Source organism: Rhodococcus aetherivorans, from assembly GCF_011058165.1.
Lineage (GTDB): Bacteria > Actinomycetota > Actinomycetes > Mycobacteriales > Mycobacteriaceae > Rhodococcus > Rhodococcus aetherivorans.
Genome location: NZ_JAALEG010000102.1, coordinates 1 through 20,317, shown reverse-complemented (window position 1 = coordinate 20,317; position 20,317 = coordinate 1). Strand labels below are relative to the sequence as shown.

The following is a 20,317-nucleotide window of genomic DNA, read 5'->3' as shown; positions in this document are numbered from 1 at the left end:
GCGCCGGCGGTTTCCGCGGCGTGCAGACCCGCGTCGGGGAGGTCATCGGCTGGCGCAACCTGTTCTGGTCGCTCACCGAGTCGATGGCCCGCGACCCCGAGCCGTGGATCGGCGACACCGTCATCCCGAAGCTCGAGTACGGCCTGACCTACCGGATGTTCATGATCTCCGGCTACCCGCGCATCAAGGAGATCATCGAGCAGGACGTCGCGTCCGGCCTGATCTACCTGCCCTCGTCGGCGGCGGACTTCAAGAGCCCCGAGGTGCGCCCCTACCTGGACAAGTACGTCCGCGGCTCCGACGGCATCACCGCCGTGGACCGGGTCAAGGTCATGAAGGCCCTGTGGGACTCGATCGGCTCCGAGTTCGGCGGCCGCCACGAACTGTACGAGCGCAACTACTCCGGCAACCACGAGAACGTCAAGGCCGAACTGCTGTTCGCCGCCGAGAACCGCGGCATCGTCTCCGGCATGAAGGGCCTGGCCGAGCAGTTCATGAGCGAGTACGACCTCGACGGCTGGACCGTGCCCGACCTCATCGGCAACGACGACGTCAGCGCCTACTACCGCAAGTAACCCCCAGCTGCCGCGCGCGGGCGATCCCCTGCCGCCCGCGCGCGGCGTTCCACCCGCGAAGGAGCGCCCGAGATGACCACCGCCTCGAAGTCCGTCGCCCGTGCCCCCGTCCCGGAGTTCGACGCCGTGGTCCTCGGGCGCTCCTTCGCCGCCCTGCGGGCGGCCGGCCGCCTGCGCGACGAACTGCGATTGGCCGTCCACGACACGGCCGGCGCGACCTCCGCCCGCTACGACGACGTCGACCACCGCTGGGACATCCTCGACGGCTCGACCGTCGTCGCGCGGGCCAAGTTCCTCGTCGACGGGGACGGCACCCTCCCGCTGTGCGGCCGCGACGGTGCGCGGTGCACGGCGAACACGTTGACGGCGAAGGGTTTTCCCAACCTCTTCCGGCCGGCCACCGCCGTCCACCCCGATCCCGTCGGATACACCGTCGCGTGCATCGAGCACATGCGCGCCTACGGCCACGACTACGTCGAGCGCCGAGCCCGGGTCCCGATCTGCGACGACGACTTCCCGGAGCTGTCGTTCGACCGGCCCACCCCGCAGTTCTGGGTCGGGTAGGCCCACGCAAGGACACAGGTCCCGGACATCGACAAGCGTCTCGACGGTTGTCGACGTCCGGGACTTCTGTGTGCGTCAGCGGCCGCGCAGGACCTCCGCGGGCGTCGTCCCGTAGCGCCGCTTGAACGCCGCGGCGAACCGGCCGGGGTGGCTGAAACCCCACCGGTAGGCCACGTCGGCGACGGTGACCGCGCCCGCTCCGGCGACGAGGTCGGCGTGGGCGCGGTCGAGCCGGATGTCGAGCAGGCACGCCGACGGGCTGCGGCCGACGAAGTGGGCGAACGCCTCCTGCAGGCGGCGGACGCTGGTGCCGGCCAGTTCGGCCATGTCGGCCGAGGTCCACGCCCGGCCGGGATCGTCGTGCAGGGAGTCGAGGACGCGACGGATCATGCCCGGCCGCGGGGGTCCGGCCGGTCCGTCCTGCGGGGCGACGGCCAGGACGAACGCCGCGGTCACGGCACCGGCGAGCTGCGCCCCGACCACCGGATTGCGCACCACCTCGAGGGCGCCGTCGAGCTGTTCGGACAGGGCCCGGACGAGCCCGTGCCACTCGCTCGCCGGACCGGTCAGGTCGAGCTGGTCGGGCAGCTCGAGCTTCGATCGCACCGGCGAACCGAGGATCCGGTCGGCCTCCCGCTCGAGATGCTCCCGGTCGAACTTCACCCCGAGCACGGAACACGTTGCGCCCCAATGGGTGATCACACTCGGCGTGTCGGCCCGGAAGACGGTGGCCTGACCGGGCACCGAAACGGTCTCGCCGTGGCTGCCACGGGACTCGAGCCGGCCGGTGACCGGGATGTTCACCTCGTAGGCGCCCGGATAGTCGCACGCGATGGCGATGTCGGCACCCCAGTGCAGGCGGCCGAGGGTCACCCCGCCGAGATCGACCGTCGTCAGCGACAGCTTCGGCCGGTCGGTGCCCGACAAATCGGTCAGCTCATGGGGAAAGTACGCGTCCGCCACCGCCCGGGATGCGGCATCCCAGTCTCCGATCTCGGTCGCACTCACACCACGAGCGTACGTAGCGGAGACGCCGGTCACAGAAAGTCGCGCGATGTGTCCAGGGGCCGCGCGGATCGTCTCGGCGATCGTGTGACTGCCGTCATATGTTCTGCCTCACCCGACGAACGGCCCCGCTCGAGGGGCCTAACCGCCGAAGACACATCGAGGAGCACTACCGATGACGAGCACCCTTTCATGGATCGACGAGATCACCATGACCGAACTCGAGCGCAACCCGTACCCGGTCTACGAGCGGCTGCGGGCCGAGGCACCGGTCGCCTTCGTCCCCGTCCTCGGCGCGTTCGTCGCCTCGACCGCCGAGGCGTGCCACGCCATCGCGACGAGCGACGACTTCGAGGCCATCATCACCCCGGCCGGCGGCCGCACGTTCGGACATCCCGCGATCATCGGTGTCAACGGCGACATCCACCAGGATCTGCGCTCGATGGTCGAACCCGCGCTGCAGCCGAGCGAGGTCGACCGCTGGATCGAGGACCTGGTCCGGCCCATCGCCCGCCGCTACCTCGAGGGTTTCGAGAACGACGGCCGCGCCGATCTCGTCGCCCGGTACTGCGAACCGGTCAGCGTCCGCGCGCTCGGCGACCTGCTCGGGCTGAAGGACGTCGACTCCGACACGCTGCGTGAGTGGTTCCACAAGCTGTCCGACTCCTTCACCAACGCCGAGGTCGACGACAACGGTGAATTCACCAACCAGGAGCGGTTCGCGGCCGGCGACGCCGCGAAGGCGGAGATCCGCTCGATCGTCGATCCCCTGATCGACCACTGGATCGAACACCCGGACGACAGTGCGATGTCGCACTGGCTGCACGACGGCATGCCCGAGGGGCAGACCCGCGACCGCGAGTACATCTATCCGACGCTGTACGTGTTCCTGCTCGGGGCCATGCAGGAGCCGGGGCACGCGATGTCCTCGACGCTGGCGGGGCTGTTGAGCCGGCCCGAACAGTTCGAAGCCGTCGTCGACGAGCCGGGTCTGATTCCGCGCGCGATCGCCGAGGGCATGCGGTGGACGTCGCCGATCTGGTCGGCGACGGCCCGCATCGCGAGGCGGGACACCACGGTGTCCGGGGTCGACATCGCGGCAGGCACCGTGGTGATCCTGTCGTACGGCTCGGCCAATCACGACACCGGCAAGTACGACGCCCCCACCGAATACGACATGACCCGCCCGCCGCTGCCGCACCTGGCGTTCGGCGCCGGCAACCACGCGTGCGCCGGCATCTACTTCGCGAACCACGTGTGCCGCATCGGCCTCGAGGAACTGCTCGACACCATCCCCAACCTCGAGCGGGACACGAACGCCGACGTCGAGTTCTGGGGCTGGGGCTTCCGCGGACCCACCGCCCTGCACGTCACCTGGGAGGTCTAGGACATGAGCGCCACCGTCACCGTCGGCGACACCACCGTCGCGTGCGCACCCGAGCAGACCGTGCTCGACGCACTGCTGCGCAGCGGGGTGTGGATGCCCAATTCGAGCAACCAGGGCACGTGCGGCACCTGCAAGATCCGGGTCCGCTCGGGCGCCGTCGACCACCGCACGTCCCCCGAGGCGACGCTGCCCGCGACGGAACGCGACGCGGGCTTCGCCCTCGCGTGCCAGGCCACGCCGTGCGGCGACACCGTCGTCGAGCGGCCACGCACCGACGACGGCCGGGACCGGGACGCCACCCACGCGCTGCGCGACCTCGTCGGCACCGTCACCGAGGTCCGCGACATCGCCCACGACACGCGGCGGATGCTGCTCACCCTGGACACGCCGCTCGAATTCTCCGCCGGGCAGTACGTCGAACTGACCGTCCCGGGCACCGGCGTCCGGCGGCAGTACTCGCTGGCGAACACTCCGGGTGAGGCGAAGCTGCTCGAGCTGCATGTCCGTCGCCGGCCGGGTGGGGTCGCGAGCGACCGGTGGGCGTTCGGCACCGTCGCGGTCGGCGACCGTGTCGACGTCACCGGACCGTTCGGGGACTTCACGTTCGACGCGGAGTCCACCGGCCCCATGGTGCTGCTCGCGGGCGGGACCGGACTGGCCCCGATGAAGAGCATCGTCCGGCAGGCGCTGTCGCTGGATCCGCGGCGCGAGATCGTCCTCTACCACGGGGTGCGCACCGCCGAGGACCTCTACGACTCCGGCTTCTTCCGCGAGCTGGAGGCGCAGCATCCCGGCTTCCGGTTCGTCGCGTGCCTGAGCCGTGAGTCCGGCGGCGACCGCGAGGGCTACGCCCCCGACGCCTTCGTCGAGGACGTGGCGTCGGCGAAGGAGTACACGGGCTACATCTGCGGCTCCGAGGCCTTCGTCGACAGCGCCGTCAAGGCGTGCAAGCGGCGCCGGATGTCGCCGCGCCGGATCCGGCGGGAGAAGTTCACCCCGGCGACGTGACCCACCCCCGGTGCGTCCTTTGGGCTGTTCCAGCAGCCCAAAGGACGCACCGGGCGTTTGGGGACTTCCTACCCTCCTGCCGAGGGTCCTAGGTAGGCCTAGGCATTTGCCTGGTGTGACTGTGGCCACATGGTGGCATGGTGGAGATAACGCGGAAACAGCCCCATTCTCCGCCGGGGCCGACCCGACACCCTTTCTGGAGGATCCCCATGACCGAGACCCTGGACCATGTGCGCGCCGCCCTCGACGGCGCTCTCGTCGAAGACGCGGCCAGCGGCCGATACCAAGTGCGCCGCAATATCTTCACCGACGAGGAAGTCTTCGAGCTGGAGATGAAGCACATCTTCGAAGGCAACTGGGTCTACCTCGCGCACGAGAGCCAGGTTCCGAACAACGGGGACTACTTCACCACCTACATCGGTCGCCAGCCCGTCGTGATCAGCCGCGACAAGGAGGGCGAGCTGCACTGCCTGATCAACGCGTGCAGCCACCGGGGCGCGATGCTGTGCCGGCGCAAGACCGACAACCGCACCACGTTCACCTGCCCGTTCCACGGCTGGACGTTCCGCAACAACGGCAAGCTGCTCAAGGTCAAGGACCCGCGCGACGCCGGCTACCCGGAGGGGTTCAACAAGGACGGCAGCCACGACCTGACCAAGGTCGCCCGGTTCGAGAGCTACCGCGGCTTCCTGTTCGGCAGCCTGAACGAGGATGTCAAGCCCCTCGAAGAGCACCTCGGCGACGCCACCAAGATCATCGACATGATCGTGGACCAGTCCCCCGAGGGTCTCGAGGTGCTGCGCGGTTCGTCCACCTACACCTACGACGGCAACTGGAAGCTGCAGGCGGAGAACGGCGCCGACGGCTACCACGTGTCGGCGACGCACTGGAACTACGCGGCCACCACCGCGCGCCGCACCGCCGGCGAGTCGACCAACGAGACCAAGGCGATGGACGCCGGCACCTGGGGCAAGCAGGGCGGCGGCTACCACTCGTTCGAGAACGGCCACCTGCTGCTGTGGATGTGGTGGGGCAACCCGCAGGACCGCCCGCTCTTCCCCCGCAAGGACGAGCTCGCCGCAGAATTCGGCGAGAAGAAGGCCGAGTTCATGGTCGGCGCGTCCCGCAACCTCTGCCTCTACCCGAACGTGTACCTGATGGACCAGTTCTCCTCGCAGATCCGGCATTTCCGGCCGATCTCCGTGGACAAGACCGAAGTCACCATCTACTGCATCGCCCCCAAGGGTGAGAGCGCCGAATCCCGCGCCAACCGCATCCGCCAGTACGAGGACTTCTTCAACGCCACCGGAATGGCCACCCCGGACGACCTCGAGGAGTTCCGGTCCTGCCAGAAGACCTATCTCGCGTCGGCCGCCCCGTGGAACGACCTCAGCCGCGGCGCCACCCACCAGCTCAACGGACCGGACCAGGTCGCGCTGGACCTCGGCATGAAGAACGTGCTGTCGAGCGGCGTGAAGACCGAGGACGAGGGCCTGTACCCGATCCAGCACGGTTTCTGGCTCGAGAGCATGCGCAAGGCCGTCGCGGCGGAAACCGCCGAGAACGCCGCCGCCGAGCCCACCACCACGAACGAGCGCTGAGGAAGACCAGGACATGACCGCCGCAACGGAATTGACGCAGACCGACATCGAGCAGTTCCTCTACCGTGAGGCCCGTCTCCTCGACGACCGCGAGTTCGAGAAGTGGCTCGAGTGCTACCACCCGCAGGCCGAGTACTGGATGCCGGCATGGGACGACAACGGTGCGCTCACCGAGGACCCGCAGCGCGAGATCTCGCTCATCTACTACCCCAACCGCGGTGGCCTCGAGGACCGGGTGTTCCGCATCCGCACCGACCGCTCCTCCGCGACGTCGCTGCCCGAACCGCGCACCGGCCACAACATCACCAACGTCGAGATCCTCGAGCGCCGCGGCACCGAGATCGACCTGCGCCACAACTGGTTCTCGCTGTACTACCGGTACAACACCACCGACACCTACTTCGGCACGAACTTCGTGACCCTCGACGTCTCGGGCCCGCACCCGGTGATCAAGAAGAAGAAGATCGTGCTCAAGAACGACTACATCCACCACATCGTGGACGTCTACGTCGTCTGATCCACCCCCGATTCACGAAAGGAGGCACATGCCGTGAGCTTTCAGGTGGCATTGAGCTTCGAGGACGGGGTGACCCGCTTCATCAAGTGCGGACCGAACGAGACGGTCGCCGACGCGTCGTACAAGGCGCGGATCAACATTCCTCTCGACTGCCGCGACGGCGCGTGCGGTACCTGCAAGGCGCTGTGCGAGTCCGGCAACTACGACGGCGGCGACTACATCGAGGAGGCGCTGACCGACGACGAGGCCGAGCAGGGATTCTGCCTGCCGTGCCAGATGGTCCCGGAATCCGATCTCGTGCTGCAGATCGCGACGACCTCGGACGTCGCGAAGACCGCGGCCGCGACGTACACGGCGACGATCACGGACCTGCAGCGGTTCTCTCCCAGCACCGTGGGCTTCACCGTCGAGATCCCCAATCGGGACGACCTGGTGTTCCTGCCGGGCCAGTACGTGAACATCACCGTGCCCGGAACGGAACAGACCCGGTCGTACTCGTTCAGCACGGGACCGAACGACCCGCAGTTGTCCTTCCTGGTGAAGATCACCGAGGGCGGCCTGATGTCCGAGTACCTGAGTGATCGCGCCCAGGTGGGAGACACCCTGCAGTTCACCGGCCCGTTCGGCAGCTTCTTCCTGCGTGAGCGTAAGCGCCCCGCCCTCCTGCTCGCCGGCGGTACCGGCCTCGCGCCACTGCTCGCCATCCTGTCGAAGATGCAGGAGGAGGGCAGCGACCTGCCGGTGCACCTGGTCTACGGCGTCAGCTTCGACCAGGACCTGGTCGAGCTGGACAAGCTCGAGGCCTACACGCGGTCGCTGCCGAACTTCACGTTCGACTACTGCGTTTCCGATCCGGAGTCGACCGCCCCCAACAAGGGGTACGTCACCGGGCTGTTCGAGCCGAAGCACCTCAACGACGGCGACGTCGACGTCTACCTGTGCGGGCCGCCGCCGATGGTCGAGGCGGTGCGCACGCACCTGTCGGACGAGGGCATCTCGGTGACGAACTTCTACTTCGAGAAGTTCAACAACTCCGCGACCCTCGGAGCCGCCGAACCGGCGCCCCGGCCCACCGAGCGGGAACTCGAAGCCGCCACCAGGGCAGCCGAGGAGACCGGCCTGCCGGTGTCCCTCGGCGCCGCCGAGCAGGTGCCGGTGGGCAACTACGAGATCGGCGAGGAGCACCCGCCCGTCACCGAATCCGACGCCCAGTTCGACGCGCGCATGGCGCTCGAACTCGGTGCGCTGGAGCTGACCATCGGCCGGCTCACCGACGCGCAGCTCGTGGAATTCCGGATTCTCGCCGAGGCGTCGACCGCGTCGATCGACCACGACCGCTTCACCGACGCGGGCGCGTTCACCGACACCAACGCCGCCTTCCACGAGTTCCTGTTCCGCTGCTGCGGCAATCCCGTGCTGCTCGAGGCGTACAACCGGCTCGAGGTGACCCAGCTGATGCGCAAGGTGCTGCGCACCGCGCAGTGGGTGGACGAGCAGATTCCGCACGACCACCTGCAGATCGTGCGGGCGTTCGAACGCAAGGACCGCGCGGCGGCCCGCGACCTCATCGTCAGCCATGCCGAGCACGCCAAGGCGACGATGCGCCGCGCCATCGAGGAGTCCGCGAAGGTGGAACTCGCGTGAGTGCCCTTCTTCCGGTCGGCACCGTGTACCCGGGCCGCTTCGACGGCAGGGTCGTCACCGTCACCGGCGCCGCGCAGGGTATCGGCCTCGTGGTCGCGTCCCGCATCGCAGCCGAGGGCGGATCCGTGATCCTCGTCGACCGCTCCGAGCTCGTGCACGAGGTGGCGAAGGAGTTGCGCGAGAAGGGTTTCCAGGCGCACTCCGTCACCGCCGACCTCGAGACTTTCGCGGGAGCGCAGTCCGCGATCGACGAGGCCCGGCAGCAGCACGGCCGCATCGACGTGCTCGTCAACAACGTCGGCGGGACGATCTGGGCGAAGCCGTACGAGCACTACACCCCCGAGCAGATCCAGGCGGAGGTGCAGCGGTCGCTGTTCCCGACGCTGTGGACATGCCGCGCGGTGCTGCCGTACCTGATCGAGCAACGCTCGGGCACGATCGTCAACGTGTCCTCCGTGGCGACGCGCGGTGTCAACCGCGTCCCCTACGCCGCCGCCAAGGGCGGGGTCAACGCGATCACCGCCGCGCTCGCCCTCGAGGCCGCCCCGTACGGGATCCGGGTCGTCGCCACCGCCCCCGGCGGCACCGACGCCCCCGCCCGCCGGGTAGCGCGCGGCCCCGCCGCGCAGAGCGAGCAGGAGAAGGGCTGGTACCAGCAGATCGTGGACCAGACCGTCGACTCCTCGCTGCTCAAGCGGTACGGCACGCTCGACGAGCAGGCCGCCGCGATCACCTTCCTGGCCTCGGAGGAGGCCTCCTACATCACCGGCACGGTTCTTCCCGTCGCCGGCGGCGACCTGGGGTAACACCCCAGCACCGCCACAGGCCTCACCGACAGGCCAGGGATCCCCTGCCGGTGAGGCCCTCTTTCTGCCCCGTTTCATTTGTGACCGCACTCACAGACCGGAGCCGACATGGCCGACAACACAACCGCCTGGGCAAGTCCCCGGCACCGCCGCACCGTCATCTGGGTCGTCGCCCTCGCCACGCTCGCGATCATCTTCGACGGCTACGACCTCGTCGTCTACGGGACGATCCTGCCCACACTGATGGCCGACCCCAGCCAGATCGGAGCGATCTCCGCGCAGCAGGGCGGCGCGCTGGGCTCGTACGCCCTCATCGGCGTCATGGTCGGCGCCCTGTTCACCGGCGCGTTCGGCGACCGGCTCGGGCGCCGGAAGATGATGCTGATCAACATCGTCTGGTTCTCCGTCGGCATGGGCGCCGCGGCGATGGCCACCAGCATCACCTCCTTCGGCATCCTGCGCTTCTTCACCGGCATCGGCGTCGGTGGTCTCGTCGCCACCGCGGGTGCCGTGGTGGCCGAGTTCGCTCCGCCCGGGAAACGGAACCTGTTCAACGCGATCGTCTACAGCGGCGTCCCCGCCGGCGGCGTCCTCGCCTCTCTGCTGGCCATCGTGCTGCGCGACACCATCGGCTGGCGCGGACTGTTCTGGATCGGCGCGCTGCCGCTGGTGATCCTGCTGCCCCTGGCCCTGGTGAAGCTCCCCGAATCCCCGATGTGGCTGCAGGCGCGCGGGCGGACGGACGAGGCGGCCGCGGTCTGTGACAAGTTCGGTCTCCCCCTGCCCACGATCGCCCCGGCCCCGGCCGAGAAGGTCGGATTCGCCGCACTGGCCACCCGCCGCTACGCGTGGGGCACCACCCTGCTCGGCCTGATGAGCTTCGCCGGGCTCCTGCTGACCTACGGCCTGAACACGTGGCTGCCGAAGATCATGGCCGACGCCGGCTACAACGCGAAGGGCTCGCTCGCATTCCTGTTGGTGCTCAACGGCGGTGCGATCATCGGCGGCCTCCTGGCCTCCCGGATCGCCGACGGCCGCGGCCCCCAGCCGGTCATCGCCACCACGTTCGGCCTCGCCGGCCTGGCACTGATCCTCCTCACCTTCGGGTTCCCGCTGCCCGTCCTGCTGACCGCGGTGGCGATCGCCGGGGTCGGCACGATCGGCACCCAGGTGCTCATCTACGGGTTCGTCTCCAACTACTACGAGACGGCAGCGCGCGGTGCCGGTGTCGCCTGGTGCGCCGGATTCGGCCGGCTCGGCGGCATCTTCGGCCCCATCATCGGCGGCCTGCTCATCGGTGCCGGGCTGAGCAACGACGTGAGCTTCTACATCTTCGCGGGCATCGCCGTGGCCGGCGCCCTGGTCACGGTGTTCGTTCCCATCCGACGGGGTGCGCAGTACGTTGCCCGAACCCCCGAAGCTGCGGCCGCGAGCCCCACTACCGTGGAAGTGTGACTCACCCCGCCATGCTGGTCGGACGTACCCGAGAGCTCTCCGAGCTCGACCGTCACCTCGGCGAGGCGCGAGCCGGTTCACCCGTGCTCGCCCTCGTCGAGGGTCCGCCGGGTATCGGCAAATCCGCCCTGGTGCAACGATTCACCGAGGTCTTGAACGGCTGGCAGGTCCGCGTGTCCGCGGGCGTCCCGTGGGAGGCGGCGCGCGCGTGGAGCACGGCCGAGCAACTGCTGCAGGCCCCCGTCACCGGACGTGATCCGGTGGAAGTGGCGCACGAACTGTTGTCCCTCGTGGACGATCCCACCGTTCTCGTCGTCGACGACGCGCACTGGTCCGATTCCGAGTCGTTGCAGGCCCTGTCGTCCGCCGTCCGCCGCGCCCACGGCAAGCAGTTGCTCGTCCTGCTGGTGACCGTGGACCCGCTGCCGGAGGCGGTCCCGGACAGCACCCGGCAGGTGCTCGACCATCACCGCGCCCTCTCCGTGCACGTGCGGCCCCTCGGTCCGCAGGACATCGCCCAGCTGGCCCTCGCCCGCATCGGCGTGGACCTGTCGCCGTGGACCGCGCGACGGCTGTTCGAGCACACTCTCGGCACACCCCGCCCGATCCTGCAGTTGCTCGACGAGATCCCCCGCAACCAGTGGCAGCACTGGCAGGCCCGGTTCCCGGCGCCCCAGGAACGGTCGGGCGCCGTGCGCCGCACGCTGGACCACTGCCCCGCCGAGACCCGGGCACTCGTGGAAGCGGCGGCCGTGCTCGGTGGCGAAAGCACCCTGACCCAGGCCGCGGCGCTGGCCGGGCTGGCGGACCCGACCGCGGCGCTCGACGCCGCGCACACCGCCGGATTGCTCCGGCGGCGCGAACAGCGCGGCGCGGTCACCCTGATCTTCCCGGACCCGATGACGCGGGCCGCCGTCGCGGACGACATCGGTCCCGCCCGCTGGCGCGACCTGCACGCCCGCGCCGCCGAACTGGTCGACGACGAGGGTGCCGCCCTCACCCACCTGGTCTCCGCCACCCCCACCGCCGATGCGGACCTCGCGGACCGCCTCGATCGGTACGGCCGGCGCCGCGCCGCCGTCGGTGCGTGGTCGGATGCTGCCGAGGCACTGATCATCGCGAGTGGCATCAGTCCCGACCGCGACCAGCGCGCGCAGCGGCTGATCCGCGGCGTCGACGCCCTCACGGGCGCGGCGGACCTGCCCCAGGCGCTGACGTTCGTGCCGGCGATGGAGGCCGCGCCCGAGGGCTCCATGCGCGACGTGGTGCTCGGCTACCTGGCGATCCAGCGCGGCCGGTCGGCCGAGGCCTCCCAGCTGCTCACGCGCGCATGGCAACTGCTCCCGGACCCGGCCCGGGACCCCGATCTGGGTGCGATGATCTGCCAGCGCATGGTGCTGCATTCGCTGGCCCAGCTCGACGGCGCGGGCCTCGTCGAGTGGGCCGACCGCGCGTCGTCCCTCGTAGCTCCCGACATGCCCGCTGCCGTCGAGTCGGCCGCGATCCGCGGCCTCGGCCTGGCCATGACCGGCCGCGTCGACGAGGCACGCGCCTCGTACGCAGAGCTGTCGGAGACCTTCCGGCTCGGCGCCCAGAGCCAGCGGATCCGCATGGCGGAGGGCTGGCTCGCCCTGGCGCTGGACGAGCCGGATCGCGCCCGCGCGGAGCTCGAGAGTGCCGAGCCGACCGTCTTCCGCGGCGGCTCGATCCGGATCTCGTTGTGGGCGCAGGCGTGGCTGGCGCGCACGGAGTTCGCGCTCGGCGCATGGGACGACGCCGTGCGCACCGTCGACCGCGCGGCCGCACAGCTCGACACGGCCGGCCTGGATCTGCTTCGGCCGCTGGTGCATTGGACGGGGGCGCAGGTGCACGCCCTGCGCGGGGACTGGTCGCTGGCCCGCGAGCACCTGCGTCGCGGACGCGCGGGCGCCACCGACTATGCCGTCATGGTGGTGCCGTCCTGCATCGCGGCCGCCCAGTGCGCAGAGGTCGCCGCCGACTACGACGGGGTGCTGCGGCACCTCGCACCGCTCACCACCCGTCGGCGGCAGGCCTTGGTGGAACCGGGTTTCTGGCCGTGGCCGGACCTGTACGCGAATGCTCTCGTGATGACCGGACGCGTCGACGAGGCCGACGAGTTCCTCCGTCCGTTCGAGGAACTGGCCGTCTCCCGTGGGCACCTGTCCGCCCGGGCGCGGCTCGGATACGTGCGCGGACGGATCCACGGGGCACGGGGTGACATCGACGCCGCCCGCAGAACATTCGAGGACGCGCTGGCGAACCTGGCGACGCTGTCGCTGCCGTACGACCGTGCCCGCGTGAACTTCGCGTACGGGCAGACGCTGCGCCGCGCCGGACGCCGGCGGGAGGCGGACGCGGTGATGCGCACGGCCCGCGAGCTGTACGTGACGCTCGGCGCGACGTCGTACGTGCAGCGCTGCGACCGCGAACTCAAGGCCGGGGGGATGAAGGCGAACGGCGACGATACCCGCCGGACACACATGGATCTGGCGGCGTTGACCCCGCAGGAGAAGGCGGTCGCCGCGCTGGTGGCCGCGGGCAATACCAACAAGGACGTGGCGGGCGAGCTGTTCCTGTCGGTGAAGACGGTGCAGTACCACCTGACACGGGTCTACGCGAAGCTCGGCATCCGTTCGCGCAGCGAGCTGGCCGCCCAGTTCCGGCAAGAGGAGTGAGGAAGAGATGACAGCAGTCGACGAGAAGACCTCTCCCCCGAACGACACCGACCTGCTCGAGCGGCCCGCTCGGCCCGTGACCCGGCCGCGCCGGGTGCTGCGGGACCTCGGCGTCGAGTACGCGGCGAACGGCGTGATCGGGCTGGTGTTCTCGTCGACGGGGCCGGTCGCGGTCGTCCTCGCGGCCGGCGCGGCCGGCGGGCTCGGCGCCGCCGAACTGGCGTCGTGGATCTTCGGGATCTTCGTCCTCAACGGCGTGCTGACGATCGCGATGAGCATCGCCTACCGGCAGCCCCTCGGCTTCGCCTGGACGATTCCGGGCACGATCCTCGTCGGCGGGTCGCTGGGGCACCTGTCCTGGCCGGAGGTGATCGGGGCGTTCCTGGTCACCGGCCTGCTGGTGCTGGTGCTGGGGGCGTCCGGGCTGGTGCGGCGGGTGATGGAGGCGCTGCCGATGCCGATCGTCATGGCGATGGTGGCCGGCGTCTTCCTGAAGTTCGGTGTGGACCTGGTGCTCGCGCTCGGTGCGGACGTCGCGATCGCCGCGCCCATGGTGCTGATGTTCCTGGCGTTGAGCGCGTTCGGCCGGATCGGCCGGTGGCTGCCGCCGATCCTCGGGGCGCTGATCGCCGGTGCGGTCGCGGTGGCGGCGTCGGGGCGTTTCTCCCCGGCCCCGGGCGGAGCGGGCATCCTCGCGTCGCCGGTCTTCACCGCCCCGGTGTTCACGTGGACGGCGTTGCTGGAGTTGGTGATCCCGCTGGCGATCACCGTGCTGGTGGTGCAGAACGGGCAGGGCGTCGCGGTGCTCACGGCGGCCGGGCACCGGCCCCCGATCAACGTCACCACGATCGCGTGCGGGGTGTGGTCGCTCGGTGCCGCCTGCGTCGGCGCGGTGTCGACGTGCCTGACCGGCCCGACGAACGCCCTGCTCACCGCGTCCGGTGAGCGGAGCCGCCAGTACACGGCGGCCGTGTGTTTCGGGCTGTATTCGATCGTGTTCGGACTGTTCGCGCCGCTGTTCGTGCGGTGGATGACCGCCGCGCCGGCGGCGTTCGTCGCGACCCTCGGGGGCCTGGCGATGCTGCGGGCGCTGCAGGGCGCGTTCGTGACGGCGTTCGCCTCGAAGTACACGATGGGGGCGCTGGTGGCATTCGTCGTCACCGCCGCGAACGTGACGTTCTGGAACATCGGGGCGGCGTTCTGGGGCCTGGTGGCCGGGGTGATCGTGTCGCGGTTGCTCGAGCGGGGGGACTGGACCACCGGCCGGTGACGGCGGGCGCGCGCGTGGGTGCGCACCCGCCGTGTCCCGAGCCGGTGGGTGTCAGCGGCCGAACAGCGAGCCGAAGATGCCGGAGCTCGTCTCGGGAGCGGAGTCCTGGTCGCAGGCGCATCGCTCGGCGGCGGGCACGGACTTCATCACGCTGTCGACGTGCTGGCCGCAGCCGCCCCAGCCGGTCTTTCCGCACTTGGGGCAGGTGACGGGGTAACACATGGGCGTCCTCCTCGGGGAAGCGGTCGGGGTCTATCGTCAATATACCCCCTGGGGTATCAGATATGCCAGTGTGCGCATCCGCACATACGGTACGACGCAGATCGGGGACCGGGCATACCGCGAAAATCCGGCGCCGGGACGGGCGAACTGACACCCTGAGGGCCGTACCGTCCCGCCGCGCAGACAGGATCAACAACCCATGGCACGTCCGGTTCGCGTCGTCGTCCTCGGTTCCGGCTCGTGGGGCACCACCGTCGCAGGGCTGTCGGCCCGGAACACCCCGACCCTGCTCTGGTCCCGCAATCCGGACACCGCCCGCGAGATCGACGAGGAGCACCGCAACACCCGGTACCTCGGCGAGCGGACCCTGCCGGCCAACCTGCGCGCCACCTCGGACCTCCTCGAGGCCGCGCACGAGGCCGACGTGCTGGTGGTCGGAGTGCCGTCCCACGCGGTCCGCGCCACCCTCGCCGAGATCTCGAACGAGGTGCGGGCCTGGGTGCCGATCCTCTCGCTCGCGAAGGGACTCGAACCGGGCACGCGCCTGCGGCCCACCGAGGTGATCGGCGAATGCCTGCCGGGGCACCCCGTGGGGCTGCTGGCCGGGCCGAACATCGCCGGCGAGGTCGCCGACGGCATGGCGGCCGCCGCGGTGGTGGCCACGGCGGACGAACGCGTCGCGGCGGCCCTGCAGCCACTGTTCGCCTCGAAGGTCTTCCGCGTATACCGCAACACCGACGTCCTCGGCTGTGAACTCGGCGGGGTCCTGAAGAACATCGTCGCGATCGCGGCGGGCATGGCCGAGGGGCTGCGGGTCGGCGACAACACCCGGGCGATGGTGCTCACCCGGGGCCTCGCCGAGATGACCCGGCTCGGTGAGGTGATGGGGGCCAACCCGCGGACGTTCGCCGGCCTGACCGGCATGGGCGACCTGATCGCGACGTGCACGAGCCCGGCGTCCCGCAACCGCCGGATCGGCGAGGCGCTGGCGAGCGGGCTCACCCTCGAGGAGGCGGTGGCCCGGCTGGGCCAGGTGGCCGAGGGGGTGAAAACGGCCCCGACGGTGATGGAACTGGCGCGCGAGTACGAGGTGGAGATGCCCATCGCCGCCGAGGTCGAGGCCGTCGTGGCCGGCCGCCGCTCCCCCGCCGACGCGTACCGGGGGCTGCGCCGGGTCACCCCGGGCAACGAGGAGGACGTGGTCTGATCGGGAAGTATCCGGGATTCCCGACCGCGTACTAGATGGCGATATAGACCCTAATTTGCCTGGTGAAGCCCGTACTTGCACACTGTTCAAGTGATCGGAACCGAAGTACTCGTCGTCGGCGCCGGCTTCGCCGGGCTCGGTGCCGCCGCACACCTGCGGCAACGCGGCCGCGACGTGCGCGTTCTCGAACGGAGCGCCGCTCTCGGCGGCACGTGGCGCGACAACACCTACCCGGGGTGCGAGTGCGACATCCATCCGGCCCTGTACTCGTACTCGTCCGCTCCCCAGGCCGTCTGGGCCCGCGGCCGCGCCACCCAGCCGGAGATCCTCGCGCACCTGCACGCGTTCGCCGCAGGGAACGGGCTCGACGACCGGATCGCCTACGGCACGACCGCAACCGGGTGCCGGTGGGACGAGACGACGGGCCGCTGGCACGTGCGCACCGACCACGGTCCGGACTACGCGGCCCGCTTCCTCGTCCTGGCCACCGGCGCCCTGAACGTCCCGCAGATTCCCCGCCTCGAAGGCTCCTTCGCGGGCCCCGCCTTCCACACCGCGCGCTGGGACCACGCCGTCGACGTCACCGGGCGGCACGTCGCCGTGATCGGCACCGGTGCGAGCGCCGCCCAGGTGATCCCGTACCTCGCCGACACCGCCGGCCGTGTCACGCTGTTCCAGCGCAGCCCCGCCTGGGTGCTGCCGCGCCGCAGGCAGCACCTACCGCTGCCGCACCGCGCGCGACGGACGGTCGAGTACTGGCGCGGCGAGGCGCTCGTCCCCGCCCTCACCGGGTCCGACCGCCGGCTCGCCCGCCTCGAGGCCCGGGCGCTGCGGCACCTGCACCGGCAGGTGCCCGACCCGGACCTGCGCCGCGCCCTGACCCCGCGACACCGGATCGGATGCAAACGGATCCTGTTCTCCGACAGTTACTATCCCGCGCTCGCCCGAGACGCCAGCACGGTGGTCACCACCCCGGTCGCGGGACTGGGCCCGCACGGTGTGCGCACCGTCGACGGTCGGGAACACGCGGCCGACGTCCTGGTGTACGCGACCGGATTCCGGGTGTCCGCCGCGCTCGCCGGCCTGCCGGTTGTCGGCCGCGACGGCCGCACCCTGCTCGAGCGGTGGGGGCGCGACGGCGCGTCGGCGCACCTGGGCACGACCGTCGCCGGGTTCCCCAACGCCTTCCTGCTCGGCGGGCCCAACACCGGCATCGGCCACACCTCGCTGCTGTTCATGATCGAGAGCCAGCTCCGCTACGTCGCCGCCGCGATGGACGCCACCGACCGGGAGGGCGTCACCGCACTCGAGGTGCGGGCGGCCGCCCAGCGGGAGTTCGCCGACGAGATGCGCCGGCGCTCGACAGGGACCGTGTGGACCACGGGGTGCCGGAGCTGGTACCTGGACCGCGACGCGGTGAACCGGTCGCTGTGGCCGGGCTCGTCCTGGCGATACCGGCTGCGCACCCGGCGGTTCGACCGGGAGAACTACACGGCCGCCGGTCCCGCACGACGGCCCTGAACGAGCGCTACACAGGTGCCTGTGCGACCCTGGTCACATGACGATCGACCACCGCGCCTCGCTCTCGACCCTGCTCGACACCCGCTACTCCTGCCGGGCGTTCCTGTCCAAGCCGGTGCCGCGCGAGGACATCGAAACCATGCTGCGGATGGCGCAGCGCACCCCGTCGTGGTGCAACTCCCAGCCGTGGGAGGTCGTCGTGGCCGGCGGGGACGCCATCGAGCGGCTGCGGACCGCGGTGTACGAGCAGGCGGCGTCCGGCCATCTCGACCCGGACATCCCCGGCCCCGCCGAGTACCGCGGGGTGTACGCCGACCGGCGCCGAGGCGCCGGTTACGCCCTCTACAACAGCCTCGGCATCGCCCGCGACGACTACGCGCGCCGCACCGAGCAGATGCTCGAGAACTACCGCTTCTTCGGGGCGCCGCACGTCGCGATCGTCACGACCGACAAGGCACTCGGCACGTACGGAGCGGTCGACTGCGGCGGGTACGTCGCCACCCTGCTCCTCGCCGCGCAGGCGCTCGGCATCGCCGCCGTCCCGCAGGCCGCCGTCGCGATGGCCGCCGGTGCCGTCCGCCGCGAACTCGGTATCTCCGACGAGCGCGACATCGTGTGCGCGATCTCCTTCGGCTACGCCGACGAGAGCCACCCCGCCAACACCTGCCGCACCGACCGGGCGAGCCTGGACGACGCCGTGCGGTGGGTGGAGGAGTAACCACCCCCAGGGGTCCTGGCCCGGGGCGCCCGGGCGACGGAAGGTGGAACTCACCACCTTCCCCGCCCGAGAGGACACCCCGTGCACCGCATCGAAACCGAGGAGCTGCTCCGCCGTTGGGTACCGCGCGCCGTCGCCGGTGAACCGCACGCCGTGGGCGTGGTGGTGAGTTCCGTTCGCCCCCATGTGCTGAGCTTCTGCGCCGCGCGTATGGACGAGGGCACCCGCGCGCACACTCCGGCCGAGGACGTCACCCAAGAGGTGTGCCTCGCACTGACGCGGGCACTGCCGCGCTACCAGGATCGCGGTGCGTCGCTGCTGCGCTTCGCGTTCGGGATCGCCACGCACAAGGTCGCGGACGTCCGGCGCAAGGCTGCGCGTACCGTGACGCCGCTGCACGACGTCGCCGGCCCCGGGCCCGAGGAGGGCGTGCTCGACGAGGAGCTGCGTTCCGCGGTCCGCCGGCAACTCGCGCTGCTGCCGGAGCAGCAGCGCCGCGTGGTGCAGCTGCGGATCCTGCAGGGCTACAGCGCCGAACGCACCGCCGCGATGCTCGGCACCTCGGTCGGCGCCGTCCGCATCGCCCAGCACCGCGCCCTGCAGCGAATCCGGTTGCAGCTCAGTCGTGCTGAGCGCGCAGATACCGTCCGAAGTGCGGCACGGTGAATCCGATGAAGCCCCGTTCGGCGGAGTAGATGAGCCCCTTCTTGATGAGCCCGTCCCGCGCGGGCGACAGCGACGCAGGCTTGCGGCCGAGTTCGGCCGCGATCTTCGACGTCGCGACGGGACCGTCGTCGCCGGAGAGGTCGGCCATGGCGCGCATGTACTCCCGCTCCGCGGGGGTGGCGCGCTCGTACCGGGAGCCGAAGAACCCGACGGCGAGTTCCTCCTCGGCGGCGGGCGCGCCGACGCGCACGTCGTCGGCGGTGATGGGGCTCGTCGCCGCGACGTCCCAGGTCGCCTTGCCGTAGGCCTGGACGAAGTAGGGGTATCCGTCGGCCGTCTCGTACAGCGCGTCGAGCGCCTCCTCGGTGAAGGTCACTCCCTCCCGCTCGGCCGGCGCGATGAGCGCGATGTCGGCGGAGCCGCGGTCGAGCCGGTCGATCCGGTGGTAGCTGAACAGCCGCTCCGAGTAGCTCTTCGACGCGGAGAGCACCGCGGGCAGGTGCGGCAGCCCGGCGCCGACCACGATGAGCGGTGCGGCGTCCTGGCTGAGCTCGTGGCACGCCCCGCAGATCGCGGAGATGTCCGGTGCGCCGAGGTCCTGCATCTCGTCGACGAACAGCGCGATGCCCACGCCCACGTCGCGGGCGAGCCCGGAGGCGTCGATCAGGAGTTCGACGAGGTCGATCTCGAGGTCGCCGGTGTCGGCGCGGCCCTTGACCGCGGGGGCGTCGATGCCGGGCTGCCACCGCTCGCGCATGCCCCTGTCCGCGGTGGCCCGCAGCGCGAACGACTTGAGCACGCCGAGGAAGTACTCGACCGATTCGGGGTGCGGATGGGCCGGGGCGATCTCGCGCACCGCCATGTGCAGCGCCGACGACAGCGGCCGGCGCAGGTCCTGGTCGGGCCGGGCCTCGATCTTGCCGGTGCCCCAGCTCCGCGAGATCGCCGCGGAGCGAAGCTGATTGAGCAGGACGGTCTTGCCGACGCCGCGCAACCCGGTGAGCACGACGCTGCGTTCGGGGCGGCCGCGGGCGATCCGTTCGAGCACCACGTCGAAGGCGTCGAGCTGCTTCGCCCGGCCGGCGAGCTCGGGCGGGCGCTGCCCCGCGCCGGGAGCGTACGGGTTGCGGACCGGGTCCATCGGTCGATGGTAACGGCGCCGCGCGTGGACACCGCCTCCTTGCACCGCGTGTCGCGGGACATCCCGGATGCGGACATTCGCATAATAGACTTTGACATTCGTTTGCAATAACGCGTAGATGTTCCGGCATGAAGTCCTCCCGAAGTCTCGCGCTCACCGCCGGGCTGGCCGCCGTGCTCGTGGCCGGCTGCTCCACCTCCACCGCCGAGGACGCCCCCGCGGCCGCCCCGAACGCAGCGTCGTGCTCACCGGGTTGCGCGGCGTCGGCAAGACCGTCCTGCTCAATCAGCTTCGCTCCGCGGCGATCTCGCGGA

19 protein-coding genes are annotated in these 20,317 nt (G+C 70.6%); 16 read left to right on the top strand and 3 right to left on the bottom strand.

The genetic code is table 11. The features are described 5' to 3' along the window. Both G6039_RS26435 and G6039_RS26430 read left to right on the top strand, forming a co-directional pair. Positions 1 to 575 (top strand): 4-hydroxyphenylacetate 3-hydroxylase C-terminal domain-containing protein (locus G6039_RS26435; RefSeq protein ID WP_277606685.1); only part of this gene is annotated, 575 nt, incomplete at its 5' end. Positions 576 to 647: 72 nt separating this feature from the next. Continuing rightward, positions 648 to 1,139, top strand: coding sequence for a hypothetical protein (locus tag G6039_RS26430; RefSeq protein ID WP_006946204.1), 492 nt, complete (start codon positions 648 to 650; stop codon positions 1,137 to 1,139). A 75-nt stretch (positions 1,140 to 1,214) separates the two neighbouring features. Here G6039_RS26430 and G6039_RS26425 read toward each other — a convergent pair whose 3' ends face one another. Further along, complete coding sequence (locus G6039_RS26425; protein WP_006946206.1) at positions 1,215 to 2,147, bottom strand: AraC family transcriptional regulator; 933 nt, start codon at positions 2,145 to 2,147, stop codon at positions 1,215 to 1,217. 172 nt (positions 2,148 to 2,319) lie between these two features. Between G6039_RS26425 and G6039_RS26420 the strand changes: the two genes are divergently transcribed. The 9 genes from G6039_RS26420 (at position 2,320) to G6039_RS26380 (ending at position 14,528) form a co-directional block, all read left to right on the top strand. Further along, positions 2,320 to 3,531 carry a cytochrome P450 gene (locus G6039_RS26420; RefSeq protein ID WP_043801249.1) on the top strand — a complete coding sequence of 404 codons (1,212 nt, stop codon included), beginning with the start codon at positions 2,320 to 2,322 and terminating at the stop codon, positions 3,529 to 3,531. Between the two features lie 3 nt (positions 3,532 to 3,534). Beyond that, a complete protein-coding gene (locus G6039_RS26415) occupies positions 3,535 to 4,539 on the top strand; it encodes a 2Fe-2S iron-sulfur cluster-binding protein (RefSeq protein ID WP_043801246.1) in 1,005 nt (334 codons plus the stop codon). Between the two features lie 209 nt (positions 4,540 to 4,748). Then, a complete protein-coding gene (gene benA / locus G6039_RS26410; protein WP_006946209.1) occupies positions 4,749 to 6,140 on the top strand; it encodes a benzoate 1,2-dioxygenase large subunit in 1,392 nt (463 codons plus the stop codon). A gap of 13 nt (positions 6,141 to 6,153) precedes the next feature. Then, the gene (gene benB / locus G6039_RS26405; RefSeq protein WP_043801243.1) at positions 6,154 to 6,657 is read left to right on the top strand and encodes a benzoate 1,2-dioxygenase small subunit; all 504 of its coding nucleotides are present in this window, start codon (positions 6,154 to 6,156) and stop codon (positions 6,655 to 6,657) included. Between the two features lie 33 nt (positions 6,658 to 6,690). Then, positions 6,691 to 8,301: a benzoate 1,2-dioxygenase electron transfer component BenC gene (gene benC / locus G6039_RS26400; protein ID WP_043801240.1), complete on the top strand. Its 1,611-nt coding sequence runs from the start codon at positions 6,691 to 6,693 to the stop codon at positions 8,299 to 8,301. After that, positions 8,298 to 9,107: a 1,6-dihydroxycyclohexa-2,4-diene-1-carboxylate dehydrogenase gene (locus tag G6039_RS26395; RefSeq protein ID WP_006946217.1), complete on the top strand. Its 810-nt coding sequence runs from the start codon at positions 8,298 to 8,300 to the stop codon at positions 9,105 to 9,107. Before benC ends, G6039_RS26395 begins: the two co-directional genes overlap by 4 nt. 108 nt (positions 9,108 to 9,215) lie before the next feature. Next, positions 9,216 to 10,562, top strand: a complete 1,347-nt coding sequence (locus G6039_RS26390; RefSeq protein WP_006946218.1) for an MFS transporter — start codon at positions 9,216 to 9,218, stop codon at positions 10,560 to 10,562. 11 nt (positions 10,563 to 10,573) lie between these two features. Beyond that, entirely contained in the window at positions 10,574 to 13,258 is a 2,685-nt protein-coding gene (locus G6039_RS26385; protein WP_029546519.1) for a helix-turn-helix transcriptional regulator, read from the top strand. Between the two features lie 7 nt (positions 13,259 to 13,265). After that, the gene (locus G6039_RS26380) at positions 13,266 to 14,528 is read left to right on the top strand and encodes a benzoate/H(+) symporter BenE family transporter (protein WP_006946220.1); all 1,263 of its coding nucleotides are present in this window, start codon (positions 13,266 to 13,268) and stop codon (positions 14,526 to 14,528) included. A 51-nt stretch (positions 14,529 to 14,579) separates the two neighbouring features. Here the strand turns inward: G6039_RS26380 and G6039_RS26375 are convergent, their stop codons facing one another. Further along, positions 14,580 to 14,750 carry a hypothetical protein gene (locus G6039_RS26375; RefSeq protein WP_164528144.1) on the bottom strand — a complete coding sequence of 57 codons (171 nt, stop codon included), beginning with the start codon at positions 14,748 to 14,750 and terminating at the stop codon, positions 14,580 to 14,582. A gap of 199 nt (positions 14,751 to 14,949) precedes the next feature. Between G6039_RS26375 and G6039_RS26370 the strand changes: the two genes are divergently transcribed. The 4 genes from G6039_RS26370 to G6039_RS26355 all read left to right on the top strand — a co-directional run bounded on the left by G6039_RS26370 (position 14,950) and on the right by G6039_RS26355 (position 18,862). Continuing rightward, the gene (locus G6039_RS26370) at positions 14,950 to 15,957 is read left to right on the top strand and encodes an NAD(P)H-dependent glycerol-3-phosphate dehydrogenase (protein WP_006940963.1); all 1,008 of its coding nucleotides are present in this window, start codon (positions 14,950 to 14,952) and stop codon (positions 15,955 to 15,957) included. 90 nt (positions 15,958 to 16,047) lie between these two features. After that, positions 16,048 to 17,478: a flavin-containing monooxygenase gene (locus G6039_RS26365; RefSeq protein ID WP_043801237.1), complete on the top strand. Its 1,431-nt coding sequence runs from the start codon at positions 16,048 to 16,050 to the stop codon at positions 17,476 to 17,478. A 37-nt stretch (positions 17,479 to 17,515) separates the two neighbouring features. Beyond that, positions 17,516 to 18,196, top strand: a complete 681-nt coding sequence (locus G6039_RS26360) for a nitroreductase (RefSeq protein ID WP_006940961.1) — start codon at positions 17,516 to 17,518, stop codon at positions 18,194 to 18,196. Positions 18,197 to 18,277: 81 nt separating this feature from the next. Beyond that, entirely contained in the window at positions 18,278 to 18,862 is a 585-nt protein-coding gene (locus G6039_RS26355) for a sigma-70 family RNA polymerase sigma factor (RefSeq protein WP_029546522.1), read from the top strand. On the opposite strand, the gene G6039_RS26350 is transcribed toward G6039_RS26355, so the two are convergent. Beyond that, positions 18,816 to 20,003, bottom strand: a complete 1,188-nt coding sequence (locus G6039_RS26350) for an AAA family ATPase (RefSeq protein ID WP_006940959.1) — start codon at positions 20,001 to 20,003, stop codon at positions 18,816 to 18,818. The genes G6039_RS26355 and G6039_RS26350 overlap by 47 nt on opposite strands. Before the next feature lie 118 nt (positions 20,004 to 20,121). Here G6039_RS26350 and G6039_RS30340 point away from each other — a divergent pair. Next, positions 20,122 to 20,317: hypothetical protein (locus G6039_RS30340; protein ID WP_206531365.1), on the top strand; the 196-nt coding region annotated here is incomplete at its 3' end.

Excerpts from the sequence above, each read along its gene's own strand:
- G6039_RS26430 (WP_006946204.1), top strand. The coding sequence starts at position 648 with ATGACCACCGCCTCGAAGTCCGTCGCCCGTGCCCCCGTCCCGGAGTTC.
- G6039_RS26420 (WP_043801249.1), top strand. The coding sequence starts at position 2,320 with ATGACGAGCACCCTTTCATGGATCGACGAGATCACCATGACCGAACTC.
- G6039_RS26415 (WP_043801246.1), top strand. The coding sequence starts at position 3,535 with ATGAGCGCCACCGTCACCGTCGGCGACACCACCGTCGCGTGCGCACCC.
- benA (WP_006946209.1), top strand. The coding sequence starts at position 4,749 with ATGACCGAGACCCTGGACCATGTGCGCGCCGCCCTCGACGGCGCTCTC.
- benB (WP_043801243.1), top strand. The coding sequence starts at position 6,154 with ATGACCGCCGCAACGGAATTGACGCAGACCGACATCGAGCAGTTCCTC.
- G6039_RS26390 (WP_006946218.1), top strand. The coding sequence starts at position 9,216 with ATGGCCGACAACACAACCGCCTGGGCAAGTCCCCGGCACCGCCGCACC.
- G6039_RS26385 (WP_029546519.1), top strand. The coding sequence starts at position 10,574 with ATGCTGGTCGGACGTACCCGAGAGCTCTCCGAGCTCGACCGTCACCTC.
- G6039_RS26380 (WP_006946220.1), top strand. The coding sequence starts at position 13,266 with ATGACAGCAGTCGACGAGAAGACCTCTCCCCCGAACGACACCGACCTG.
- G6039_RS26375 (WP_164528144.1), bottom strand. The coding sequence starts at position 14,750 with ATGTGTTACCCCGTCACCTGCCCCAAGTGCGGAAAGACCGGCTGGGGC.
- G6039_RS26370 (WP_006940963.1), top strand. The coding sequence starts at position 14,950 with ATGGCACGTCCGGTTCGCGTCGTCGTCCTCGGTTCCGGCTCGTGGGGC.
- G6039_RS26360 (WP_006940961.1), top strand. The coding sequence starts at position 17,516 with ATGACGATCGACCACCGCGCCTCGCTCTCGACCCTGCTCGACACCCGC.
- G6039_RS26350 (WP_006940959.1), bottom strand. The coding sequence starts at position 20,003 with ATGGACCCGGTCCGCAACCCGTACGCTCCCGGCGCGGGGCAGCGCCCG.